This window comes from Actinokineospora lacus, from assembly GCF_053813445.1.
Map to the genome: position 1 here is coordinate 699,692 of NZ_JBQERA010000001.1, position 20,183 is coordinate 719,874.

Sequence of the window (20,183 nt, forward strand, 5' to 3'; positions counted from 1 at the left end):
GTGCGCGGGAGTCTGACTGCCTTAAGGCTCGCGGTGGGCGCGGGTGGCTGAGGCTTGGGCGCGGGGCTTCATGACGATCTGGTCCAGGTTGACGTGGGCGGGGCGGGTAGCGGCGAAGGCGATCACGTCGGCGACGTCGTCGGCGGTCAGGGGGGCGATGCCCTGGTAGACGGCGTCGGCGCGGCCCGCGTCGCCGTCGAAGCGGTTGAGGGAGAAGTCGGTCTCGACCATGCCGGGCAGGACCTCGGTGAAGCGGACCGGCAGGCCCAGGTACTCCCCGCGCAGGGTGCGGTGCAGGGCGGACTGGGCGTGCTTGGCGGCGGTGTAGCCGGAGCCGCCGTCGTAGACCTCGTAGGCGGCGATCGAGGTGACGGTGACCACGTGCCCGTCGCCGGAGTCGATCAGCTTGGGCATCAGCGCCTTCGTCATCCGCAGCGTGCCCAGCACGTTCGCGTCGAACATCCAGCGCCAGCGCTCCTCGTCGGCGTCGGCCACGCGGTCGAGCCCCCGGGCGCCGCCCGCGTTGTTGACGAGCACGTGGCACTCTGGAACCTGCGCGGCGAACGCCTCGACCGAGGCGGGGTCGGTGACGTCCAGCGGGACGGCCCGGCCGCCGGTGGCCTCGGCCACCCTGGCCAGCGGCTCGACCCGGCGGGCGCCGAGCACGACGGCGAACCCGGCCTTGGCCAAGTGGCGGGCGGTGGCGGCGCCGATGCCCGCGCTGGCCCCGGTCACGACTGCGGTGCGCTTGTTCACAACGTCGATCCTGCCGCAACCCCTGAGGGGGCTCACGCGTCTTGCGAGCGGCGACACACGATTCTTTGGGAGGTTCCACCGGTGCCAGGACACAAGCTGCTGGGAGCGCTGCTGCTGACGCTTGCCCTGTCGAGCGCCTGTACCTCCGAGATCGCCGGAACCCCCGGTGACCCGGCCGCCGCCGACGTCCCGCCGGTCGCCAAGCTCACCGCCACCCCGGCCGACGCGGCCACCGGCGTGCCGGTGAGCGCCCCGGTGACCGTCGCCGTCGCCGAGGGCACGATCGACGCCGTCGAGCTGACCAACCCGACGGGCGAGTCCGTCGAGGGCGAGCTGGCCGAGGACAAGGCGGGCTGGGCCTCCACCGAGCCGCTGGGCTACGGCAAGAAGTACACCTACACCGCCGCGGCGACCGGCACCGACGGCAAGAAGGTCGAGCTGACCGGCTCGTTCACCACGGTCAGCCCCAAGAGCGTCCCGCGCGCCACGATCAACCCGGTCGACGGCGCCGTGGTCGGGGTGGGCATGCCGATCAGCCTCAAGTTCCCCGAGGGCAAGGTGGTCGACAAGGCCGCGGTGGAGAAGGCGCTCAAGGTCGAGACCTCGGTGCCGGTGGAGGGCTCCTGGGGCTGGCTGCACGACCGCCAGGTCGACTGGCGGCCCAAGGAGTACTGGCCCGCGAACACCAAGGTCACCGTCACCGCGAGCCTCTACGGCGTGGCCTACGGCGGCGGCGCGTACGGCAAGTCGGACCTGAGCACGGAGTTCAGCATCGGCCGCAACCAGGTCGTCAAGATCAACACCCCGGAGCACCGGATGGACGTCTACCGCGACGGGAAGCTGCACGTGAGCTACCCGGCCAGCAACGGCCGCGAGGACGACCCGAACCTCAACACCCCCAACGGCACCATGATCGTGATGGCGAAGGAGGAAGTCGGCGACTTCTCCAACCCCCGCTACGGCTACACCAACGTCAAGAAGAAGTGGGCCGTGCGCTTCTCCAACCACGGCGAGTTCATCCACGAGAACGAGGAGAACCGGGCCAACATCGGCAAGAAGAACTCCTCGCACGGCTGCGTGAACCTGTTCGAGGCCGACGCCAAGAAGTACTTCGACAGCGCCGTCATCGGCGACCCGGTCGAGGTCACCGGCTCCAAGGCGGACATGCCGACCACCTCCGACGTCAACGACTGGCTGTTCTCCTGGACCCAGTGGCAGGCGATGTCGGCGCTCTGACCCCCGTCGACGGGCAACGCCCCTGGCCGCGTCGCGTGGCCGGGGGCGTCGTGGGTCGGGGTGCTCAGCTCAGCGTGCCCCGCCTGATCGCCGCGACGAGCGCGGGCACCGGCCCCGGCAGGGTCGGGCCCGCCGGGTTCTTGCTGTCGCGCACCGCCCCGAGGGTGCTCGCGATTTCAACGCACTCGCCGCTGCCCGCGGACTTGCTCGACTTCCGCCACGTGGTCATGGCAATTCCCTCCTGATCTGGTTGATCAACCGCGCCGAATCCGCTGCTGACAAGGCTAGACCCTGGAGCTGGTCGGCCACGGCGATGTACTCGTCGATGTCCTCGACGTCGTCGCGGTACCGCCCGCCGATGCGGTCTTCGAGGTAGACCACGCCGGGATCGCGGGGGATGGGGAACTCCAGCAGGATGAACGGCCCGTGCAGGGCGGGGTGCCCGCCTGCCGAGTACGGCAGCACCCGGATGTCGATGTTCGGCTGCTCGCCGATGGCGAGCAGGTGGTCGAGCTGCCTGGCCAGCACGGATGGCCCGCCGACCTGGCGGCGCAGCGTCGACTCGTCCAGCACGGTGACCAATTCCGGGCCGTCGTCCAGGTCGAGGACGGACTGCCGGTGCATCCGCAGGTCAACGATGCGCTCGACATCGTCGTCGGACAAGCCCGCTCGATCGGCGCAGATCGCGGCCGTGGCGTACTCGCGGCACTGGATGAGCCCCATCGGCAACAGGGCTGACCAGGACACGATGCGCGACGCGCCCTGTTCCAGGCCCAGGTAGAGGTCGAATCCGGGCGGGAGCCGAACGGACTCGTCCGGCTCGAAGGCGGCGGGCGCGTTGCGCGTCTGGACGATGAGGTCGCGGAAGCTGTCGACAAGCTCGGGGGCGCCGTAGAACGGCAGCAGCAGCTCGACGTCGGTCAGCCGGGGCAGGTTGCGGCTCGTCTCCAGGTGCGTGATCCGGGACTTGGCCGTGTCCAGCCGCTTCGCGGCGTCGAGCTGGCTCTTCCCGGCCGCGGTGCGGAGTCGCCGCAGCTCGAACGCGATGTACCGCCGCAGCACGGTCGGCGTGGTCGATAGCGGCACGCGCCTTCCCCTCACTCGATCGGATTACTAGTCAAGTAACCAGTTACGTCGTAGCCTAGCGCCAAGTGATCGGTCTCACTTTGACCGATCGAGACAACGATACTCGCGGCGGACCGGCCGCTCGACGCGGTCCCCGCGCAGGTCCCGGCCACGGCCGAACAGAAGATCAACAGGAGGTTCGAGATGACGTGGTGGTCTCCGGAGCGCGGGGTGGACGTGATCGTCGGCGTCCACGTCGGGCACGAGGAGCAGGTCAGCCTGCGGTTGAGCCGCGAGGGCGGCGCGTACCTGACCGTGGGGGACGTGGAGATCGCGCTCGCCGCCGGTCACGTCGCCGCGCTGTGCGAGCAGGGGGCGGCCGTGCTAGCCGACATCCGGGCCCTCGACGACGCCGACTCCCGGCTGGCCGAGTTCGGCAGCGCGGGTGAACAGGCGGGCACCGTTGTCGAGTACGCCAGGTCGCAGGCGGACGCCGCGTGGGCGCTGGGCCTGAAGCGGGAGGCCCAGGCCGTGCGGGCGGCGGCCGACCAGGCCGCGCACGCGGTCGCCGTGGTGACCAGCACCGTGCGGAGCGCCCGGGACGCGGTGGAGGCGGCCGAACACGCGGTCGAGACGGCCGGGCAGGCAGCGGCGACAGCCCGCGCGGCGGTGACGGAGGCGGCCACGGCGTCGACTGCCTAACGGCTCAGGTTGAGTGACGAACATCACCTTCGGGCAAGGATTAGGCGGGCGTCTTCGTTGGCCTCCCTTGACGACGTCGACAAAGGGGTGAGCCTGGGTGGACCTCCCGCTGCGCCGACCGCGACGGGTCGCGGTGCTGTCCGTGCACACCTCCCCCCTTGAGCAGCCGGGGACCGGGGACGCCGGGGGCATGAACGTCTACATCAGCGAGACCGCCACGCGGATGGCGCGGCGGGGCATCGAGGTGGAGGTGTTCACGCGGGCGACGTCCTCGGACCTGCCGCCGGTGGCCGAGCTGGCTCCCGGGGTGCTGGTCCGCCACGTCGCCGCCGGGCCGTTCGAGCCGATGGAGCGGGCCGAGCTGCCCGGTCAGCTGTGCGCGTTCACCGCGGGCGTGCTGCGCGCCGAGGCCCGCCACGAGCCGGGCCACTACGACCTCGTGCACTCCCACTACTGGCTCTCCGGGCAGGTGGGCTGGCTGGCCCGCGACCGCTGGGCCGTGCCGCTGGTGCACACCGCGCACACCCTGGCCAAGGTCAAGAACGCCGCGCTCGCCGAGGGGGACACCCCCGAGCCGCGCGGGCGGGTGATCGGCGAGCAGCAGGTGGTCGACGAGGCCGACAAGCTCATCGCCAACACCGACGTCGAGGCCCGCCAGCTCCTCGACCTCTACGACGCCGACCCCGGCAAGGTCGACACCGTCGCCCCCGGGGTCGACCTGGACCGCTTCCGGCCGGGCAAGCGGGCCGCCGACCGGGCGCACCTGGGCATCGCCCCGGACGCGCTGGTGTTCGCCTTCGTCGGGCGCATCCAGCCGCTCAAGGCCCCCGACGTGCTGCTGCGCGCCGCCGCCGAGCTGCTGGCGAGCGGCGCCGTGCCCCGGGAGCGGCTGGTCGTGCTGGTCGTCGGCGGGCCGTCCGGGTCCGGCCTGGAACAGCCCACCGCGCTGCGCGAGCTGGCCGTCGCGCTGGGCATCACCGACGTGGTCCGGTTCCTGCCGCCGCAGGGCGGGGCCGCGCTGGCCTCGGTGTACCGGGCCGCCGACGTCGTCGCGGTGCCCAGCCACAACGAGAGCTTCGGCCTGGTCGCGGTGGAGGCGCAGGCCAGCGGCACGCCGGTCGTCGCCGCGGCCGTGGGCGGGCTGCCGGTCGCGGTGGCCGACGGCGTCTCCGGCCTGCTCGTCGACGGGCACCGCACCGGCGACTGGGCCGCGGCCCTCGGCAGGCTGGCCGACCCCGGGCTGCGCGCGGTCTTGGCCGCGGGCGCGGTGCGCCACGCCCGCCAGTTCTCCTGGGACCGGACCACCGACGCCCTCATCCGCGCCTACATCGGGGCCGACCGCGCCCTGCGGTACTCCCTGGCCCGTGCTGAGGTTGCGGTGTGACCGCCGATCTCGACCAGACCATCCGCAGCGCCCTCGACGAGCGCGAGCTGACCTACGAGACCCCCGAGCCGGGCCGCTACCTGGTGACCCTGCCGGGCACCCGCAAGCAGCAGACGAACTGCTGGCTCATCGCGCGCAGGCACGCGCTGCTGGTGGAGGCGTTCGTCTGCCGCAGGCCCGACGAGGCGCACGAGGAGGTCTACCGGTTCCTGCTGCGCCGCAACGCCAAGCTCTACGGCGTGGCCTACACCGTCGACAAGTCCGGCGACATCTACCTCATCGGCAGGACCGCGCCGGACTCGGTGACCGCCGACGAGCTGGACCGCCTGCTCGGGCAGGTGCTGGAGGCCGCTGACGGCGACTTCAACACGCTGCTGGAGATCGGCTTCGCCACCGCGATCCGCCGCGAGTACGACTGGCGGGTCTCGCGCGGGGAGTCGCTGGCCAACCTCAAGGCGTTCGAGCACCTGCTCAAGCCGACCGAGTCCGACTCGTAACCGGCAACCGGCAACGCGGCGCCGACAGGGCCCGTCTGTGGGGGGAGACCCACAGGAGGACCCATGATCAGGAACCGGCTGCTGGCCGTGCTGCTGCTCGCCGCCGCGGGGGCGGCGGGCTGCTCGGCGTCCACCGGGAGCTCGGCCGACCACGCCGCCCCCATGCCCGCCGCCGAGCGGGACGCGGGCTCCCGCGGCGGCGCCGAGGCCCCACAGGCCCCCGAAGGGGGTTCCGCGGCCGACCAGGCCGAGCCGCCGCGGGCGGCGCAGGTCGCCCAGCCGGGCGTCGACCGCAAGCTGATCCGGACCGCGACGCTGGAGGTCACCTCGCCCGAGGTCCTGCCCGCCGCCGAGCAGGCGCGCGGGATCGTGACCGCCGCGGGCGGCTACACCGGCGGCTCCGAGGTCCGCTCGAACCACGCCAGGCTCACCCTGCACGTGCCCTCCGACCAGTTCGACCGGGTCGTGGGCGAGCTGGGCCGAGTCGGGACGCTGGTCAGCAGCTCGCAGACCGCCGACGACGTGACCGAGCAGCTGGTCGACGTGGACAGCCGGATCACCACCCAGCGCACGAGCGTCGCGCGGGTGCGCGCACTGCTCGCCAAGGCGACCGACCTCGACGAGATCGTGCGCGTCGAGGCCGAGCTGACCCGCCGCGAGGCTGACCTCGAATCGCTGCTCAAGCGCAGGGAGACCCTCTCCGGCCAGGTCGCGGTCTCCACGGTCACGCTCACGATCAGGCGCGTCGGCGAGCCCGCGCCCGTGGTCGAGGAGGACGACGGGGTGCTGGGAGCGCTGGCCACCGGCTGGCGCGCCTTCACCGACACCCTGGGCGCGCTGCTGCGCTTCGTCGCCGTGGTGCTGCCCTTCGCGGTGGTCATCGCGATCGGCGGCGTGCTGGCGTGGCGGTGGTGGCGGGCGCGGCCCGGCCCGAAGCGCCGGGTGGCGCCGGAGCTGCCGGGGACCGCGGAGGCCTGAAGGCCAGGAAACGGGAGGCGCGGGGCGGTTCTGCGAGGGGGAGTCGCGGAAGTGAACCGCCCCGCGGCGTTCCCAGCCGGTCCATGAGGCGGGGGGCACCTCAGGGCCGGTCGGGCGATGCGGTCCGGCAGGGGAGTCGGACCGCACTGTCGCCGTCCGGACCAGGGAGTGCGTGGGAGCTGGCCCGGCTTCGGCTGGGGCCCAACCTGTCAGACGGCAGACAACTCCACAAGGGCCGCCCAATCCCCCAAACGGGAAAATCGCTCTCCGTAGGTAACTATTCGGTCTCGAAAGCGCGTGCGTGCGCAACTTTCCCGTCACTCGGTCGTTGTCAACAACACCTTTAGCCACACTAAGGGGTGACGCCGAGTGGGGGCGAGTGTAGTGATCGGGACCGTTCGGCCCAACGCGTGACGGTGGACGGCCCGCGCGGAGGTCACCGCCCCGCGCGAGTGGCGTTCGCCACGGTCGGGCCCGGTCGCGCCCGGTCGGCATCTGGCAGGCTTGCCGATTATGGGAATCGGAACCCTGGTCCTGCTCCGCCACGGCGAGAGCACGTGGAACGCGAAGAACCTGTTCACCGGCTGGGTGGACGTCCCGCTGTCAGAGAAGGGCGTCGCCGAGGCCATCCGCGGCGGCGAGCTGCTGCGCGAGACGGGCGTGCTGCCCGACATCGTGCACACCTCCTTGCAGCGGCGCGCCATCTCCACGGCCTACTACGCCCTCGACGCGGCCGACCGGCACTGGATTCCGGCCAAGCGCGACTGGCGGCTCAACGAGCGCCACTACGGCGCCCTGCAGGGCAAGGACAAGAAGCAGACCCTCGCCGAGTTCGGCGAGGAGCAGTTCATGCTCTGGCGCCGCTCCTACGACACCCCGCCCCCGCCCATCGAGCCCGGCAGCGAGTACAGCCAGGACGGCGACCCCCGCTACGCCGACCTCGGCGCCGACCTGCCGCTGACCGAGTGCCTCAAGGACGTCGTCGCCCGGCTGCTGCCCTACTGGGACGCCGAGATCGTCCCGGACCTGCGCGCGGGCAAGACCATCCTGCTCGCCGCGCACGGCAACTCGCTGCGCGCGCTGGTCAAGCACCTCGACGGCGTCTCCGACGAGGCGATCAGCAAGCTCAACATCCCCACCGGCATCCCGCTGCGCTACGACCTCGACGAGGACCTGCGCCCGAAGACCGCGGGCGGGCAGTACCTCGACCCGGCCGCCGCCGAGGCCGCCATCAACAAGGTCGCCAACCAGGGCAAGTAAGCCACTGGTCCCGGGGACGGCGCGCCGTCGCCGCCCCCGGGACCGAAAGCCACCAACGGGTGAACGAAGGCTGTCCGACCGGGGAATAAGTGGCCGGAAGGTGTCAGCAGGGTCACTGAACCGCCATTCGGGCTGGTCCAAACCCCTCCCCACCTGCTTACGATCCCCTCGTGGCCGCCCCGGTCTGTCTCCTCCTGTCGCTCGGCGCACTGCTGACCGGCCTGTTCGTCGGTTTCGCGATCGCCCGCACCCGGGCCCGCAAACCCCGGCAGCCGACCGGCCCCACCGTCTCCGACCTGCTCGGCCGCATAGTCCAGGCCAGCAGGACCGGGGTGGTCGTGCTCAACCACTTCGGCGACGTCGTCATCCACAACCCGCGCGCCGAGGCCCTCGGCCTGGTGCGCGCCAACCAGGTCGACCCGAGGGCCCGCAAGGCCGCCGAGGTCGTGCGCGAGACCGGCGAGCCCGTCGAGGTCGACATCTCCCCGCTGGAGTCGCGCGGGCGGCGCAGCCCCGAGGCCGTGCTCGGCGAGGTCCGCCCGCTCGGCGACGGGTTCACCGTGGTCGAGGCCGACGACCAGTCCGACGCGGTGCGCCTGGAGGCCACCCGGCGCGACTTCGTCGCCAACGTCAGCCACGAGCTCAAGACCCCGGTCGGGGCGATGGCCCTGCTCGCCGAGGCCGTGCTCGACGCCACCGACGACCCCGAGGAAGTCCGCCGCTTCACCACCAAGGTCCTGCACGAGGCCAACCGGCTGGGCAGGCTGGTCACCGAGCTGATCGCGCTGTCGCGCCTGCAGGGGGCCGAGCGGCTGCCGGAGATGCACGCCGTCGAGGTCGACGCGGTGGTCCGCGAGGCGCTGGGCCGCGCGCGGCTGGCCATGGACTCCACCGGCATCGACATCGCCACCGACGCCGAGACCGGCCTGCTCGTCGACGGCGACCGCACGCTGCTGGTCACCGCCCTGTCCAACCTCCTCGACAACGCCCTGGCCTACTCGCCGCCGGGCAGCCCGGTGTCGGTGAGCAGGCAGGAGGTCGACGGGTTCGTCGAGATCTCGGTGACCGACCGGGGCATCGGCATCGCCGAGGACGAGCAGCAGCGGGTGTTCGAGCGGTTCTACCGCGTGGACAAGGCGCGCTCGCGGGCCACCGGCGGCACCGGCCTCGGCCTGGCCATCGTCAAGCACGTCGCGGCCAACCACGGCGGCGAGGTGGCCCTCTGGAGCAAGCCCGGCCTGGGGTCGACGTTCACCCTGCGCATCCCCGCCCACCTGGCGACCATCCCGGCCGACGCCGCCGCCGACCCGGCGGGCCTCGCCGACCCTGTCCGTGCCGGGGCCCGCACCCCGGCGCTGGCCCCGTCGAAGTCCGACGGCGCCGCTGAACCTGGAGGAACGGCATGACGAGAGTGCTGATCGTCGAGGACGAGGAGTCCTTCGCCGACCCCCTGGCCTTCCTGCTGCGCAAGGAGGGCTTCACCGCGGCCGTCGCGGTCACCGGCCAGCAGGCCCTCGAGGAGTTCGACCGCAACGGCGCCGACATCGTCCTGCTCGACCTGATGCTGCCGGGCATGAGCGGCACCGACGTCTGCAAGGCCCTGCGCCAGCGCTCCGCGGTCCCGGTGATCATGGTGACCGCCCGCGACAGCGAGATCGACAAGGTCGTCGGCCTGGAACTCGGCGCCGACGACTACGTCACCAAGCCCTACTCCGCGCGCGAGCTGATCGCCCGCGTGCGTGCCGTGCTGCGCCGCGGCGGCGAGAGCGCCGCCGACGAGCTGCTGCCCCAGGTGCTCGCCGCGGGCCCGGTGCGCATGGACGTCGAGCGGCACGTGGTGACCGTCGACGGCGCCGAGGTCGCGCTGCCGCTCAAGGAGTTCGACCTGCTGGAGTACCTGCTGCGCAACGTCGGCAGGGTGCTCACCCGGGGCCAGCTCATCGACCGGGTGTGGGGCGCGGACTACGTCGGCGACACCAAGACCCTCGACGTCCACGTCAAGCGGCTGCGCTCCAAGATCGAACCGGACCCGGCATCGCCGCGCCACCTGGTGACTGTTCGGGGGCTGGGCTATAAGTTCGAGTCTTGATGCGCCTAGGAGTACTCGACGTCGGGTCCAACACCGTCCACCTGCTCGTGGTGGACGCCCACCGGGGCGCCCACCCCACGCCCGCCTGCTCGGAGAAGACCGTGCTGCGGCTGGCCGAGCGGATCACCCGGGGAGGCGAGCTCTCCCGCACCGGGGCCGATGAGCTGGTCCGCACGGTCGCCTCGGCGAAGACCTCGGCCAGGCGGCTGGGCTGCGCCGAGCTGATGGCCTTCGCCACCTCGGCGGTGCGCGAGGCGTCGAACTCCTCGGCCGTGCTGGCCAGGGTGGCCGCCGAGACCGGGGTCGAGCTGAAGGTGCTCTCCGGGGAGGACGAGGCCAGGCTGACGTTCCTGGCCGCGCGCCGCTGGTACGGGTGGTCGGCGGGCAACCTGCTGGTCCTCGACATCGGCGGCGGCTCCCTGGAGCTGGCCGTCGGGGTGGACGAGGACCCGGACGTGGCGCTGTCGGTCCCGCTGGGCGCGGGCAGGCTCACCCGCACCCGGTTCACCGCCGACCCGCCGTCCCGCGCGGAGATCGACTCGGCGACCGAGTGGCTGACCGAGCAGCTCGCCCCGGTGGCCAAGCGGCTGGCCCGCCACGGCGTGCCGGACCGGGCGGTGGCCACCTCCAAGACCTTCCGCACGCTGGCCCGGCTCACCGGGGCGGCGCCCTCGTCGGCCGGGGCCCGGGTACGACGTACCCTGACCGAGTCGGGCCTGCGGCAGCTGTTGGCGTTCGTCTCCCGGATGTCGGCCGCCGACCTGGCCGAGCTGGAAGGGGTCAGCTCGTCGCGGGCGCACCAGCTCGTCGCGGGCGCGCTTGTGGCGCAGGCCACGATGCGAGCGTTGTCACTGTCGGAGTTGGAGATCGGGCCGTGGGCGCTGCGCGAAGGCGTCATCCTGAGGCGGCTGGACCAGACGAACGGTGGGGACCACACTGTCACATCGACATCGGCGGTGAAGTAGTCACCGCCGCTGCCCGCGCGTGGTCGCCCGTTGGCCGTGCGCGCACTGGACGGATCGGCCCACACGGGGCACGGTGGAGTGGATGAGTCACGAAGGCGGGTCGGAGCGCACGCAGCAGCGCACCGTTGCCGAGCTGTTGGCCAAGTACGGCGACAGCTCGGGTGAAGGCGCGCCCAGGCGGCGGCGCCGCAGGGCGGACGACGTCTCGGACACCGCCCCCCAGGCGATCATCGAGCGCGTCATGTCCGACAGCGGCGAGATGGCCGCCATCAGGGAGGACCAGGAGCCCCCCGAGCGCACCTCGCACCGCCAGACCCGAGGGTCCCGCCGGGCCGCGCCCGCGCCGCCCCCTCCCGCGCCCGCCGCACCGCCCGCCGAGCAGCAGCCACCCCGACGCGCCCCCCGGCACGACCCGCCGGAGCCGATGACCGAGCAGCTGCCCCGCGTGCCCGCCACCACGCGCAGGCGCAGGCGGCCCGCCGAGGACGCGCCGGGCGGTGCCGCCCGCACCCAGCCCGACACCCCGCGCCGCCCGCTCGACCCGCAGGCCGAGGGCCGCCACCCGCAGGCCGACGCCCCGAGGCGTCCCCTGGACCCGCAGGCCGAGGCCCGGCACCCCCAGACCGACGCCCCGCGCCGCCCGCTCGACCCGCAGGCCGAGGCGCGCCACCCGCAGGCCGAGGCCCCGCGCCGGGGCCTGCCCACCGACGCGGCCCGCCGCGACCCGCGCCGGGTCGGCGACGCCCTCGACGGCGGCCAGCCGGAGCTGGAAGGCACCCAGCGCGGCCTGCCCGTCGACCCTGGCACCCAGCGCGGCCTACCGGTCGACCAGGGCACCCAGCGCGGTCTCCCCGTCGACCCTGGCACCCAGCGCGGCCTACCGGTCGACCAGGGCACCCAGCGCGGTCTCCCCGTCGACCAGGGCACCCAGCGCGGTATGCCGGTCGACCAGGGCACCCAGCGCGGTCTCCCCGTCGACCAGGGCACCCAGCGCGGTATGCCGGTCGACCAGGGCACCCAGCGCGGCCTGCCCGTCGACCAGGGCACCCAGCGCGGTATGCCGGTCGACCAGGGCACCCAGCGCGGCCTGCCCGTGGGGCCGGACACCCAGCGGGGCCTGCCGCCCCTGGACGATGAGGGCGACGGCTCCGTCAACGGCCGCTCCCCGCATCTGCCCCGCCGCGCCCCCGGCACCTCCCGGATGCCCCAGCGCGCCCCCAAGCCCGCGCCCCCGCCGGGCCCGCAGCCGTCCCAGCAGCTGCCCAAGCCCCAGCCGTCGCAACCGCTCCAGCAGCCCTCTCAGCAGCTGCCGATGGCGCCTCAGCAGCCCTCACAGCCGCTGCCCAAGCCGCAGCTGTCCCAGCAGCTCCCGATACCGCCGCGCCCGGTCGCCAACCAGGCCACCGAGGTCAGCCGCCCGGTCCGGCCCGGCGACTTCCCCGGCGACTCCTCCCAGACCGCGATCGACCACCAGGCGCCGCCGCCGGAGTTCCTCGAGGAGCACGAGGCCTTCGACGACAAGGCCGCCCGCCGCTTCGAGGGCTACCGCGCCCACGACGACCTCGACTCGCCCGCGACCGCTGACCGCGACGACCGGGGCGATCTCGACGAGTTCGAGGACCTCGACGAGATCGGCGCCGACGACGAGACCGCCGACGAGGAGATCTCGCCATCGAAGGCGTGGCTGATCATGGTCGGCCAGCTCGCCCTCGGCGTGGTCGGCGGCGCGGTCGTGTGGCTGGGCTTCAACTGGCTGTGGGGCTTCCTGCCGGTCGCCGCCCTGGTCGCCGCCGTGGCGGTCATCGGCCTGCTGGTGCTGATCGTCCGGCGCATCCGCAGGGCCGACGACCTGAACACCACGGTCCTCGCGGTCCTGGTGGGGCTGGTCGTGACGGTGTCCCCGGCGATGCTGCTGCTCATCGGGCGGTGACCCTGATCCCCGTCGGCCTCTCGACCGCGTCCGTCTGGCCGCAGTCGGCGGCGGCGGGGTTCGCTCTGGCCGCCGAGCTGGGCTACGACGGCGTCGAGGTCATGGTCTGGGTCGACCCGCTGAGCCAGGACGTCAAGGCCCTGCGCCGCCAGGTGGCCGCCACCGGGGTCCCGGTGCTGGCCGTGCACTCCCCGTGCCTGCTGATCACCCAGCGGGTCTGGTCGCCCGATCCCGAGGTGCGGCTGCGCCGCTCGGTCCAGGCGGCCCAGGAGCTGGGCGCGCGGACCGTCGTCGTCCACCCGCCGTTCCGGTGGCAGCGCCGCTACGCCGACGCCTTCCCCGACCTGGTGGACGAGCTGGAGACCGACAGCGGGGTCGCGGTCGCGGTGGAGAACATGTTCCCGGTGCGCCGGGGCCGTGCCGTGGTGTCCGCCTTCCGCCCCTCGACGGACCCGACCGTGGTCGGGCACCGCCACTACACGCTGGACCTGTCGCACACCGCCGCCGCCGGGGTGGACGCGGTGGACCTGGCCCGGCGGATGGGCCGGGGCCTGACCCACCTGCACCTCGCGGACGGCACCGGGGTGGCCAAGGACGAGCACCTGGTGCCGGGCCGGGGCGGCCAGCCCTGCGCCGAGGTGTGCCAGGCGCTGTCCCGCGAGGGCTTCACGGGGCAGGTGGTGCTGGAGGTCAACACGCGGCGGGCGCGGACGGCCACCGAGCGGATGAAGGACCTGGCGGAGGCCCTGCAGTTCGCCAGGACGCACCTCTAGGCCGTGGTTCAGCACCAAAACATGGGATGAACCCATAGGCTGCCCGTGCCCGCTCCCCGGGTCGTACCCTTTCGCTCGTGAACCCCTTGCGTTCGATCATCCTGGCCGCCGCCAAGAACGGCGCCATTCGGCGGGCGGTCGCGACCGCGCCGCTCAGTCGGGATGTGGTGCGCCGCTTCGTGGCGGGCGAGACCACTGCCGACGCCGTCGCCGTGACCCGGCAGCTCACCGGGGACGGCCTCGCCGTCACCCTCGACTACCTCGGCGAGGACACCACCGACGCCGCGCTGGCCGAGTACACCGTCCGCGCCTACGAGGACCTGCTCGGCAGGCTCAGCGCCGAGGGCCTCGCCGACCGGGCCGAGGTCAGCGTCAAGCTCACCGCCGTCGGCCAGCTCCTGGACGAGGGCATGGCCCTGGCCAACGCCCGGCGCATCTGCCGGGCGGCCGAGGCGGCGGGCACGACGGTCACCCTCGACATGGAGGACCACACCACCACCGACTCCACCCTGCGCGTCCTCGCCGAGCTGCGCGCCACGTGGCCATGGGTGGGCGCCGTCCTGCAGTCCTACCTGCGCCGCACCCTCGGCGACGCCACCGCTCTGGCCTCCACCGGCTCGCGCGTGCGCCTCTGCAAGGGCGCCTACGCCGAGCCGGAGTCGGTGGCCTACCCGGCGGGCGACGAGGTCGACCTGAGCTACGTGCGCTGCGTCAACGCCCTGCTCGCGGGCGACGGGTACCCGATGTTCGCCACCCACGACCCGCGCCTGGTGGCCATCATCGCCGAGCGCGCCGAGGCCCACGGGCGCAAGCCGGGCTCCTTCGAGTTCCAGATGCTCTACGGGGTCCGCCCCGACGAGCAGCGCCGTCTGGCCCGCCTCGGCCACACCGTGCGGGTGTACGTCCCCTACGGCGGGGAGTGGTACGGCTACCTCATGCGCAGGATGGCCGAGCGCCCCGCGAACACCGCGTTCTTCCTCCGCGCGCTCGCCAGTCGGGGCTGAGAAGACTATTTGGGGCCGTGCAAGGCGAAACCCGCCCACCCGGCGTGGCAGGCTGTCGCTCATGAGTAGTGCTGCTGGGCACGGCGACGTGCGGGTGGGCGGGCAGACGCCCGCGGGTGGGGCGTTCGCCGCGGCGACCAGGGTGCGGGCACTCGGGGACGGTACGTTCACCGCCGACCTGCCCGCGTCCTGGACGGTCGGGGGACGGCCGCATGGGGGTTTCCTGCTGGCCCTGATGGCCAGGGCGGCGGTGGCCGCGCACAGCGCGGGCGCGCCGCTGGTGGACCCCCTGTCGGTGAGCGCGCAGTTCCTGCGCCCGCCGGGTGTCGGGCCGGTCCTGTTACGCACCGACGTCCGCAAGTCGGGGCGGCGCACGACCGTGGTGTCGGTCTACTTGGAACAGAGCGGCGGGCCGTGCGTCGAGGCCATGGTCACCACCGGGCGCCTGCCCCGCGAGCGCGCGGCGTGGAGCGACCTGCCCAACCAGCCCGCCGAGCCGCCGGGCAACGCCATCGACCTGGCCACGCTGCCCGCCGCGTCGGTGTTCAAGCTCACCGCGGGCTGCGACGTGCGCCTGGACCCCAACGGGGCCGGGTTCCTGCACGGCCAGGTCGGCGACCCGCTGCGGCTGCGGCTGTGGGCCCGTCCGCGCGGGGAGCACGCCGACCCGCTCTTCGCCCTCGTCGCCGGGGACATCTCGATGCCGGTGACGTTCAACCTGGGCCGCACGGGCTGGTCGCCGACGGTGCAGCTCACCGCGCACCTGCGCTCGCGGCCCGCGCCGGGCTGGCTGCGCATCCAGGTGGAGTCCAAGGCCGTCCACGGCATGTGGTTCGACTCCGACGCCACCGTGGTCGACTCGACCGGGCGACTGGTCTGCCAGGCGCGGCAACTCGCCCTCTCGGCGATCGCGTGAGCGTTTAGGGTGGTCGCCATGACCCAGCGCCCCACCGTCGCCGTGATCGGCGCCGGGAAGATCGGCGAGGCCCTGCTCTCCGGGCTGCTGCACGGCGGCCGCAGCGCCGACGAGCTGCTGTTCACCGAGCGCCACCCGGAGCGGGCCGCCGAGCTGACCGCCATCTACGGCATCCGCTCGGCCGACGTGCCGACCGCGGCCAAGACCGCCGACGTGCTGGTGGTGGCCGTCAAGCCGCAGGACATCGATCCGGTGCTCGACGAGCTGGCCGGGGTGGTCTCCGCGGGCACCCTGGTCGTCTCGCTGTGCGCGGGCCTGCCGACGGCCCTGTTCGAGCGCAGGCTGCCCGACGGGGTGCCGGTGGTGCGGGTCATGCCGAACACGCCGATGCTCGTCGGCGAGGCGATGAGCGCCATCTCCCCCGGCCGCCACGCGGGCCCGGAGCACCTGGCCGTGGTGGAGGACCTGCTGGCCGCGGTCGGCAAGGTGGCGCGGGTGCCGGAGTCCCAGCAGGACGCGGTGACCGCGCTGTCGGGGTCCGGCCCGGCGTACTTCTTCTACCTGGTCGAGGCCATGATCGACGCGGGCATCCTGCTCGGGCTGCCGCGCACGGTCGCCGAGAAGCTGATCGTGCAGTCCGCCGTGGGCGCCGCGGCGATGCTGGTGGAGACCGGCGAGCACCCGGTCACCCTGCGCGAGGCGGTGACCTCCCCGGCGGGCACCACCATCATGGCCATCCGCGAGCTGGAGAAGCACGGCGTCCGCGCGGCCCTGATCGCGGCCATCGAGGCCGCCCGGGACCGCTCCCGCGACCTGGGCCGCGAACACGAGGAGGACTGACCCAACCGGGTCGGACCTTCTCCCAAGTTGCGCTCCTCGGGGGTCGTGGCGTCGCACGAGTCACAGGAGTCCCGCTACCCTCGGGGGAGCACGTGCGTGTCGAAACCGTCGGTGGGGAAGCCGGCGGCGCGACACGTGGTTAAGGACGCGGTGAACCATGTCTGCGAACAAGCGCGACCCCAACACGCCGGCCTTGGCACCGGTGCAGTTCCTGACGGTGGCCGAGGTGGCCACCATCATGCGAGTATCCAAGATGACGGTGTACCGCCTGGTCCACGGCGGCGACCTCCCCGCGGTCCGCGTGGGCAAGTCGTTCCGGGTGCCGGAGCAGGCCGTGCACGAGTACCTCGAGAAGGCGTACTTCGACGCCGGATGAAGACGGGACAGCCCAACCGGGTACCCTGGATGACCGTTGTGCCTGGTGTCTTGGCGCGCGTCGGTGACGTGCCCGCACCTTCAGCGCCCGGCACCCGAAGATTCACCACGAACAGCTAAGGACACCTATGGGCTCCGTCATTAAGAAGCGCCGCAAGCGCATGTCGAAGAAGAAGCACCGCAAGCTGCTGCGCAAGACGCGTGTCCAGCGTCGAAAGCTGAAGAAGTAGCGGTCTCGGCACGCTGAGAGCGGGCGCCCACCTCGAATTCCGAGGCGGGCGCCCGCTCTTTTTCGTGCTGCTGGATCTGGTGGGTCAGATGGCGCGGCGGCGGTAGGCGAGGCCCGCGGCCACCGCGCCCGCGACGGCGCCCGCCCCCAGGACCGACGGCACGCCGATCTTCGCGGCCTTGCGCCCGGTCCGGAAGTCCCGGATCTCCCAGCCGCGCTTGCGCGCGGCGTCGCGCAGCCCGCCGTCGGGGTTCACCGCGACCGCGGTGCCCACCACCGACAGCATCGGCACGTCGTTGGAGGAGTCCGAGTACGCCGTGCACCGGCGCAGGTCCAGGCCCTCGCGCGCGGCCAGCGAGCGCACGGCGTGGGCCTTGGCGGGCCCGTGGAGCAGCTCCCCGACCAGCTTGCCGGTGAACACCCCGTCCACGCTCTCGGCCACCGTCCCCAGCGCCCCGGTCAGCCCCAGCCGCCTGGCGATGATGGTCGCCAGCTCGACCGGGGTGGCCGTCACCAGCCACACCCGCTGCCCGGCGTCGAGGTGCATCTGCGCCAGCGCGCGCGTGCCCGGCCAGATCCGGTCGGCCATCAGCTCGTCGAAGATTTCCTCGCCGAGGTCGCGCAGCTCGCCGACGGAGTGCCCGGCCACAAAGGACAGTGCCTGCTCGCGGTGGTTGCGGATGCCCTCGACGCTCTCCCTGCCGCCCACCCGGAACATCATCTGCTGCCAGGCGAAGCGGGCGAGGTCGGCGTTGGTGAAGAACTTGCGGGAGGCGAGGCCGCGGGCGAAGTGGAAGATCGACGCGCCCATCATCATGGTGTTGTCGACGTCGAAGAAGGCCGCGGCCGTGAGGTCGACCGGGTCGTCGACGTCCTGGCTCAGCGCGACGGCCGCCTCGGCACTGGCCTGACCGGCCTCCACGGCGATCTGGTCCAGCTCCGCAAGTTCCTCCCGCCGCAGCGACGACACCCACGCCTCCCGTACTCGCTTTGGACAACAGCCTAGCGATCGGGCACGATCGCGCGCTCGGGAAGTGGACCGATCTCCTAGTCCGGCAAACCCGGCAGCAGAGGGGGAACCTCGATGGGCGGCAGCGGCAGTGGCGGCAGCGCGTTCGGCCCCGTCGTGGTCGTGGGCGGCGGCGTCGTGGTGGGCGCTGACGGGGGCGTGGGGGTGCCCGTGGCCCGCGGGGACGGCTCGGGGCCGCCGGGGGTGGTGGGGCCGCCCGCGGTCCGGCCAGGGGCCGTGCCGGGGCCGGGAGCGGTCGCGGTGGGGGCGGGCGAGGGGACGCCCAGCGGCGAGGTGGCCACCGGGGCGGGCGCGCACGCGGTGGTGGCGGGCAGCGGGCCGAGCTCGTCGAGGGCGCCGGAGGTGACCTGCGCGCAGGCGAGCCTGCCGGACAGCGCGGCGGCGCGGTCGTCGATGCGGCCGAGCAGGGCCAGCGACACCGCCTGCGGGGTGAGCGCGGCCGCGGGCGCTCGCAGCGTGCCCAGGCGTACGCGCTGGTGGCCCGCCCAGTCGCGCAGGGTGCCCAGCAGCGCGCCATCGCGCCCGGCGGCGGCCACCTCGGTGAGCGAGCGCGAGCCCGCCGCGGCGTCCTGGTCGAAGTCGGCCAGCGCCGAGAGGTACGCCCCCAGGGGCGCGTTCGCGGGGTCGGCGTACGCCTGGGCCAGCGTCTCCAGCTCGCCGACGCGGTCGGTGGCGAACTCCAGCAGCTTGAACCCGCGGCCCTCGTCACCGAAGGTCAGGCCGAGGGAGGCGGCCTCGCCGGTGCGCTTGACGCCGTAGAGCGGGTCGCCGGGCAGGGCGTCACGGGCCAGCAGCAGGCTCATCCCGGCCAGGGAGAACACCAGGGCGAGCACGGCGACGGAGGCGATGGCGAAGCGGCCGCGGGCGCCGTAGCCCTTGGCTCTCGGCTCGTCCCCGGGACGCGTCGCGGCACCGGCCGCCCGCCTGCCGCGGGGGGCCCGGCCCGCCCGCGCCGGTCGGGGGCTCGGCGTGCGGGGGACGGGGCTCGGCCGGTTCAGCCCGGCGAGCACCCGCTCCCGCATCCGGTCGCGCTCGGCGCGGTCCGGGGCGGTCAGCGGGGCGAGTTCGGCCAGCAGGGCGATGACGGCGTCGTCGGTGGCCGGGGTCGCCCCGGCGCGGTCGCCGTCGTCCGGCTCCCGCTGGCGTCGAGGGCCCTGCGGCCCGGTCCCGCTCTGCACCATCCCACTCCGACTCGTGTTCGATCTCGCCCAGTGAAACGAGCGCCGCGCGTGCGGGGTTACGGCAGTGAACCGTATCCGGCGGGCGCTATCTGATCTCGGTGGGCAACAGCTGGCCCAGCCGTCGGACGGCGCGGTGTTGCAGCGCCTTGACCGCGCCCTCGTTGCGGTTCATCACCCTGGCCGTCTCGGCGACGGTCAGGCCCTGCAGGAAGCGCAGCACGATGCACTCGCGCTGGTCGTCGCCGAGCTGGTCGACGCAGGCCAGCAGCGCCTCGCGGGTGACCTTGGACATCACCTGCTGCTCGGGGCCCGCCTCGACGCGCTCGGAGTCGCGGATCTCGGGGGTGGTGATCTCCAGCCGGTAGCGGCTGGACTTGACGTGGTCGAGGACCAGGTTGCGGGCGATGGTGACGAACCACGCGCCCACGTCGCGGCCCTGGTAGCTGACGGTGGTGATGCGCCGCAGCGCGCGCAGGAACGTCTCGCTGGTGACATCCTCGGCCAGCTCGCGGTCGCCGACGCGGAAGAGCACGTACCGGAAGACGATGTCGACGTAGCGGTCGTAGAGCCTGCCGAAGGCGACCGTGTCGCCGCCCTGGGCCGCGTGGACGAGGTCCCAGGCGGCGCCGTGCCCCTCGGCGGGCGCCTGGGTGGGCGCCTGGGCGTCGGCCACCGGCTCGGGCCCCGGCTCGGGCACCGACTCGCCGTCGGGCTGGGTCGGCTCGGCGTCAGCGCGCACCTCAGCCGCCCGATCCGGTGCGGATCGGGCCTGCGGCACGGCGGAGGCCTGCGGCGGGCGCGTCTGGCGGGTCATCGGGCAGGCGCACACTTCCCTCGATGTGGTCCGAGCTCGCAGCTTACGGGGTTGCTACTTCTTAGTAGGCACCAAGTCCGAGTCCAAGGACGGGACGTGGCAGGTAGTTAATCGTGACGCGGGTGACCCGTGCCACACTGCGATCGGCTCTGGAACGAT

General features: G+C 73.3%; 22 protein-coding genes. 16 read left to right on the forward strand and 6 right to left on the reverse strand.

Going from position 1 to position 20,183, the window contains the following annotated elements:
• Nucleotides 1–21 precede the first annotated feature (21 nt).
• On the reverse strand, nucleotides 22–756 hold the full coding sequence (locus ACTG9Q_RS03465; protein ID WP_455571089.1) for an SDR family NAD(P)-dependent oxidoreductase: 735 nt from the start codon (nucleotides 754–756) through the stop codon (nucleotides 22–24).
• 81 nt (nucleotides 757–837) lie between these two features.
• Between ACTG9Q_RS03465 and ACTG9Q_RS03470 the strand changes: the two genes are divergently transcribed.
• Nucleotides 838–1,992 (forward strand): L,D-transpeptidase, encoded by a 1,155-nt coding sequence (locus tag ACTG9Q_RS03470; protein ID WP_455571090.1) that lies wholly within the window; start codon nucleotides 838–840, stop codon nucleotides 1,990–1,992.
• Between the two features lie 64 nt (nucleotides 1,993–2,056).
• Here the strand turns inward: ACTG9Q_RS03470 and ACTG9Q_RS03475 are convergent, their stop codons facing one another.
• Both ACTG9Q_RS03475 and ACTG9Q_RS03480 read right to left on the reverse strand, forming a co-directional pair.
• Nucleotides 2,057–2,221, reverse strand: a complete 165-nt coding sequence (locus ACTG9Q_RS03475) for a DUF397 domain-containing protein (protein ID WP_455571091.1) — start codon at nucleotides 2,219–2,221, stop codon at nucleotides 2,057–2,059.
• Nucleotides 2,218–3,078 carry a helix-turn-helix domain-containing protein gene (locus ACTG9Q_RS03480; RefSeq protein WP_455571092.1) on the reverse strand — a complete coding sequence of 287 codons (861 nt, stop codon included), beginning with the start codon at nucleotides 3,076–3,078 and terminating at the stop codon, nucleotides 2,218–2,220. The genes ACTG9Q_RS03475 and ACTG9Q_RS03480 overlap by 4 nt, the downstream gene beginning before the upstream one ends.
• 183 nt (nucleotides 3,079–3,261) lie before the next feature.
• Here ACTG9Q_RS03480 and ACTG9Q_RS03485 point away from each other — a divergent pair, with 183 nt between their 5' ends.
• From ACTG9Q_RS03485 to ACTG9Q_RS03555, 15 genes are all read left to right on the forward strand, one after another.
• Nucleotides 3,262–3,759 carry a hypothetical protein gene (locus ACTG9Q_RS03485; RefSeq protein ID WP_455571093.1) on the forward strand — a complete coding sequence of 166 codons (498 nt, stop codon included), beginning with the start codon at nucleotides 3,262–3,264 and terminating at the stop codon, nucleotides 3,757–3,759.
• 97 nt (nucleotides 3,760–3,856) lie between these two features.
• Nucleotides 3,857–5,143 (forward strand): D-inositol-3-phosphate glycosyltransferase, encoded by a 1,287-nt coding sequence (gene mshA / locus ACTG9Q_RS03490; protein ID WP_455571094.1) that lies wholly within the window; start codon nucleotides 3,857–3,859, stop codon nucleotides 5,141–5,143.
• Nucleotides 5,140–5,640 (forward strand): YbjN domain-containing protein, encoded by a 501-nt coding sequence (locus tag ACTG9Q_RS03495; RefSeq protein ID WP_455571095.1) that lies wholly within the window; start codon nucleotides 5,140–5,142, stop codon nucleotides 5,638–5,640. The genes mshA and ACTG9Q_RS03495 overlap by 4 nt, the downstream gene beginning before the upstream one ends.
• Nucleotides 5,641–5,703: 63 nt before the next feature.
• The gene (locus ACTG9Q_RS03500) at nucleotides 5,704–6,618 is read left to right on the forward strand and encodes a DUF4349 domain-containing protein (RefSeq protein ID WP_455571096.1); all 915 of its coding nucleotides are present in this window, start codon (nucleotides 5,704–5,706) and stop codon (nucleotides 6,616–6,618) included.
• Between the two features lie 513 nt (nucleotides 6,619–7,131).
• Entirely contained in the window at nucleotides 7,132–7,878 is a 747-nt protein-coding gene (locus tag ACTG9Q_RS03505) for a phosphoglyceromutase (protein WP_455571097.1), read from the forward strand.
• Between the two features lie 170 nt (nucleotides 7,879–8,048).
• Nucleotides 8,049–9,284, forward strand: a complete 1,236-nt coding sequence (locus ACTG9Q_RS03510; RefSeq protein WP_455571098.1) for a sensor histidine kinase — start codon at nucleotides 8,049–8,051, stop codon at nucleotides 9,282–9,284.
• On the forward strand, nucleotides 9,281–9,967 hold the full coding sequence (locus ACTG9Q_RS03515; protein ID WP_455571099.1) for a response regulator: 687 nt from the start codon (nucleotides 9,281–9,283) through the stop codon (nucleotides 9,965–9,967). Before ACTG9Q_RS03510 ends, ACTG9Q_RS03515 begins: the two co-directional genes overlap by 4 nt.
• Nucleotides 9,967–10,932: a Ppx/GppA phosphatase family protein gene (locus ACTG9Q_RS03520; RefSeq protein WP_455571100.1), complete on the forward strand. Its 966-nt coding sequence runs from the start codon at nucleotides 9,967–9,969 to the stop codon at nucleotides 10,930–10,932. The genes ACTG9Q_RS03515 and ACTG9Q_RS03520 overlap by 1 nt, the downstream gene beginning before the upstream one ends.
• An 82-nt stretch (nucleotides 10,933–11,014) precedes the next feature.
• A complete protein-coding gene (locus ACTG9Q_RS03525) occupies nucleotides 11,015–12,862 on the forward strand; it encodes a hypothetical protein (RefSeq protein ID WP_455571101.1) in 1,848 nt (615 codons plus the stop codon).
• Nucleotides 12,859–13,635, forward strand: coding sequence for a sugar phosphate isomerase/epimerase family protein (locus tag ACTG9Q_RS03530; protein WP_455571102.1), 777 nt, complete (start codon nucleotides 12,859–12,861; stop codon nucleotides 13,633–13,635). Before ACTG9Q_RS03525 ends, ACTG9Q_RS03530 begins: the two co-directional genes overlap by 4 nt.
• Before the next feature lie 77 nt (nucleotides 13,636–13,712).
• Complete coding sequence (locus ACTG9Q_RS03535; protein WP_455571103.1) at nucleotides 13,713–14,639, forward strand: proline dehydrogenase family protein; 927 nt, start codon at nucleotides 13,713–13,715, stop codon at nucleotides 14,637–14,639.
• 61 nt (nucleotides 14,640–14,700) lie between these two features.
• On the forward strand, nucleotides 14,701–15,555 hold the full coding sequence (locus ACTG9Q_RS03540; RefSeq protein ID WP_455571104.1) for a thioesterase family protein: 855 nt from the start codon (nucleotides 14,701–14,703) through the stop codon (nucleotides 15,553–15,555).
• A gap of 18 nt (nucleotides 15,556–15,573) precedes the next feature.
• Entirely contained in the window at nucleotides 15,574–16,395 is an 822-nt protein-coding gene (proC, locus tag ACTG9Q_RS03545) for a pyrroline-5-carboxylate reductase (protein WP_455571105.1), read from the forward strand.
• 157 nt (nucleotides 16,396–16,552) lie between these two features.
• Nucleotides 16,553–16,771 (forward strand): helix-turn-helix domain-containing protein, encoded by a 219-nt coding sequence (locus ACTG9Q_RS03550; RefSeq protein WP_455571106.1) that lies wholly within the window; start codon nucleotides 16,553–16,555, stop codon nucleotides 16,769–16,771.
• Nucleotides 16,772–16,898: 127 nt separating this feature from the next.
• Nucleotides 16,899–17,000, forward strand: a complete 102-nt coding sequence (locus ACTG9Q_RS03555) for a 30S ribosomal protein bS22 (protein WP_018684825.1) — start codon at nucleotides 16,899–16,901, stop codon at nucleotides 16,998–17,000.
• Nucleotides 17,001–17,084: 84 nt separating this feature from the next.
• Here ACTG9Q_RS03555 and ACTG9Q_RS03560 read toward each other — a convergent pair whose 3' ends face one another.
• The 3 genes from ACTG9Q_RS03560 to ACTG9Q_RS03570 form a co-directional block, all read right to left on the reverse strand.
• Nucleotides 17,085–17,921, reverse strand: a complete 837-nt coding sequence (locus ACTG9Q_RS03560; protein ID WP_455571313.1) for an HAD family hydrolase — start codon at nucleotides 17,919–17,921, stop codon at nucleotides 17,085–17,087.
• Nucleotides 17,922–18,046: 125 nt separating this feature from the next.
• A complete protein-coding gene (locus ACTG9Q_RS03565) occupies nucleotides 18,047–19,210 on the reverse strand; it encodes a DUF5667 domain-containing protein (protein WP_455571107.1) in 1,164 nt (387 codons plus the stop codon).
• A gap of 85 nt (nucleotides 19,211–19,295) precedes the next feature.
• The gene (locus tag ACTG9Q_RS03570) at nucleotides 19,296–20,024 is read right to left on the reverse strand and encodes a sigma-70 family RNA polymerase sigma factor (protein WP_455571108.1); all 729 of its coding nucleotides are present in this window, start codon (nucleotides 20,022–20,024) and stop codon (nucleotides 19,296–19,298) included.
• Nucleotides 20,025–20,183 lie beyond the last annotated feature (159 nt).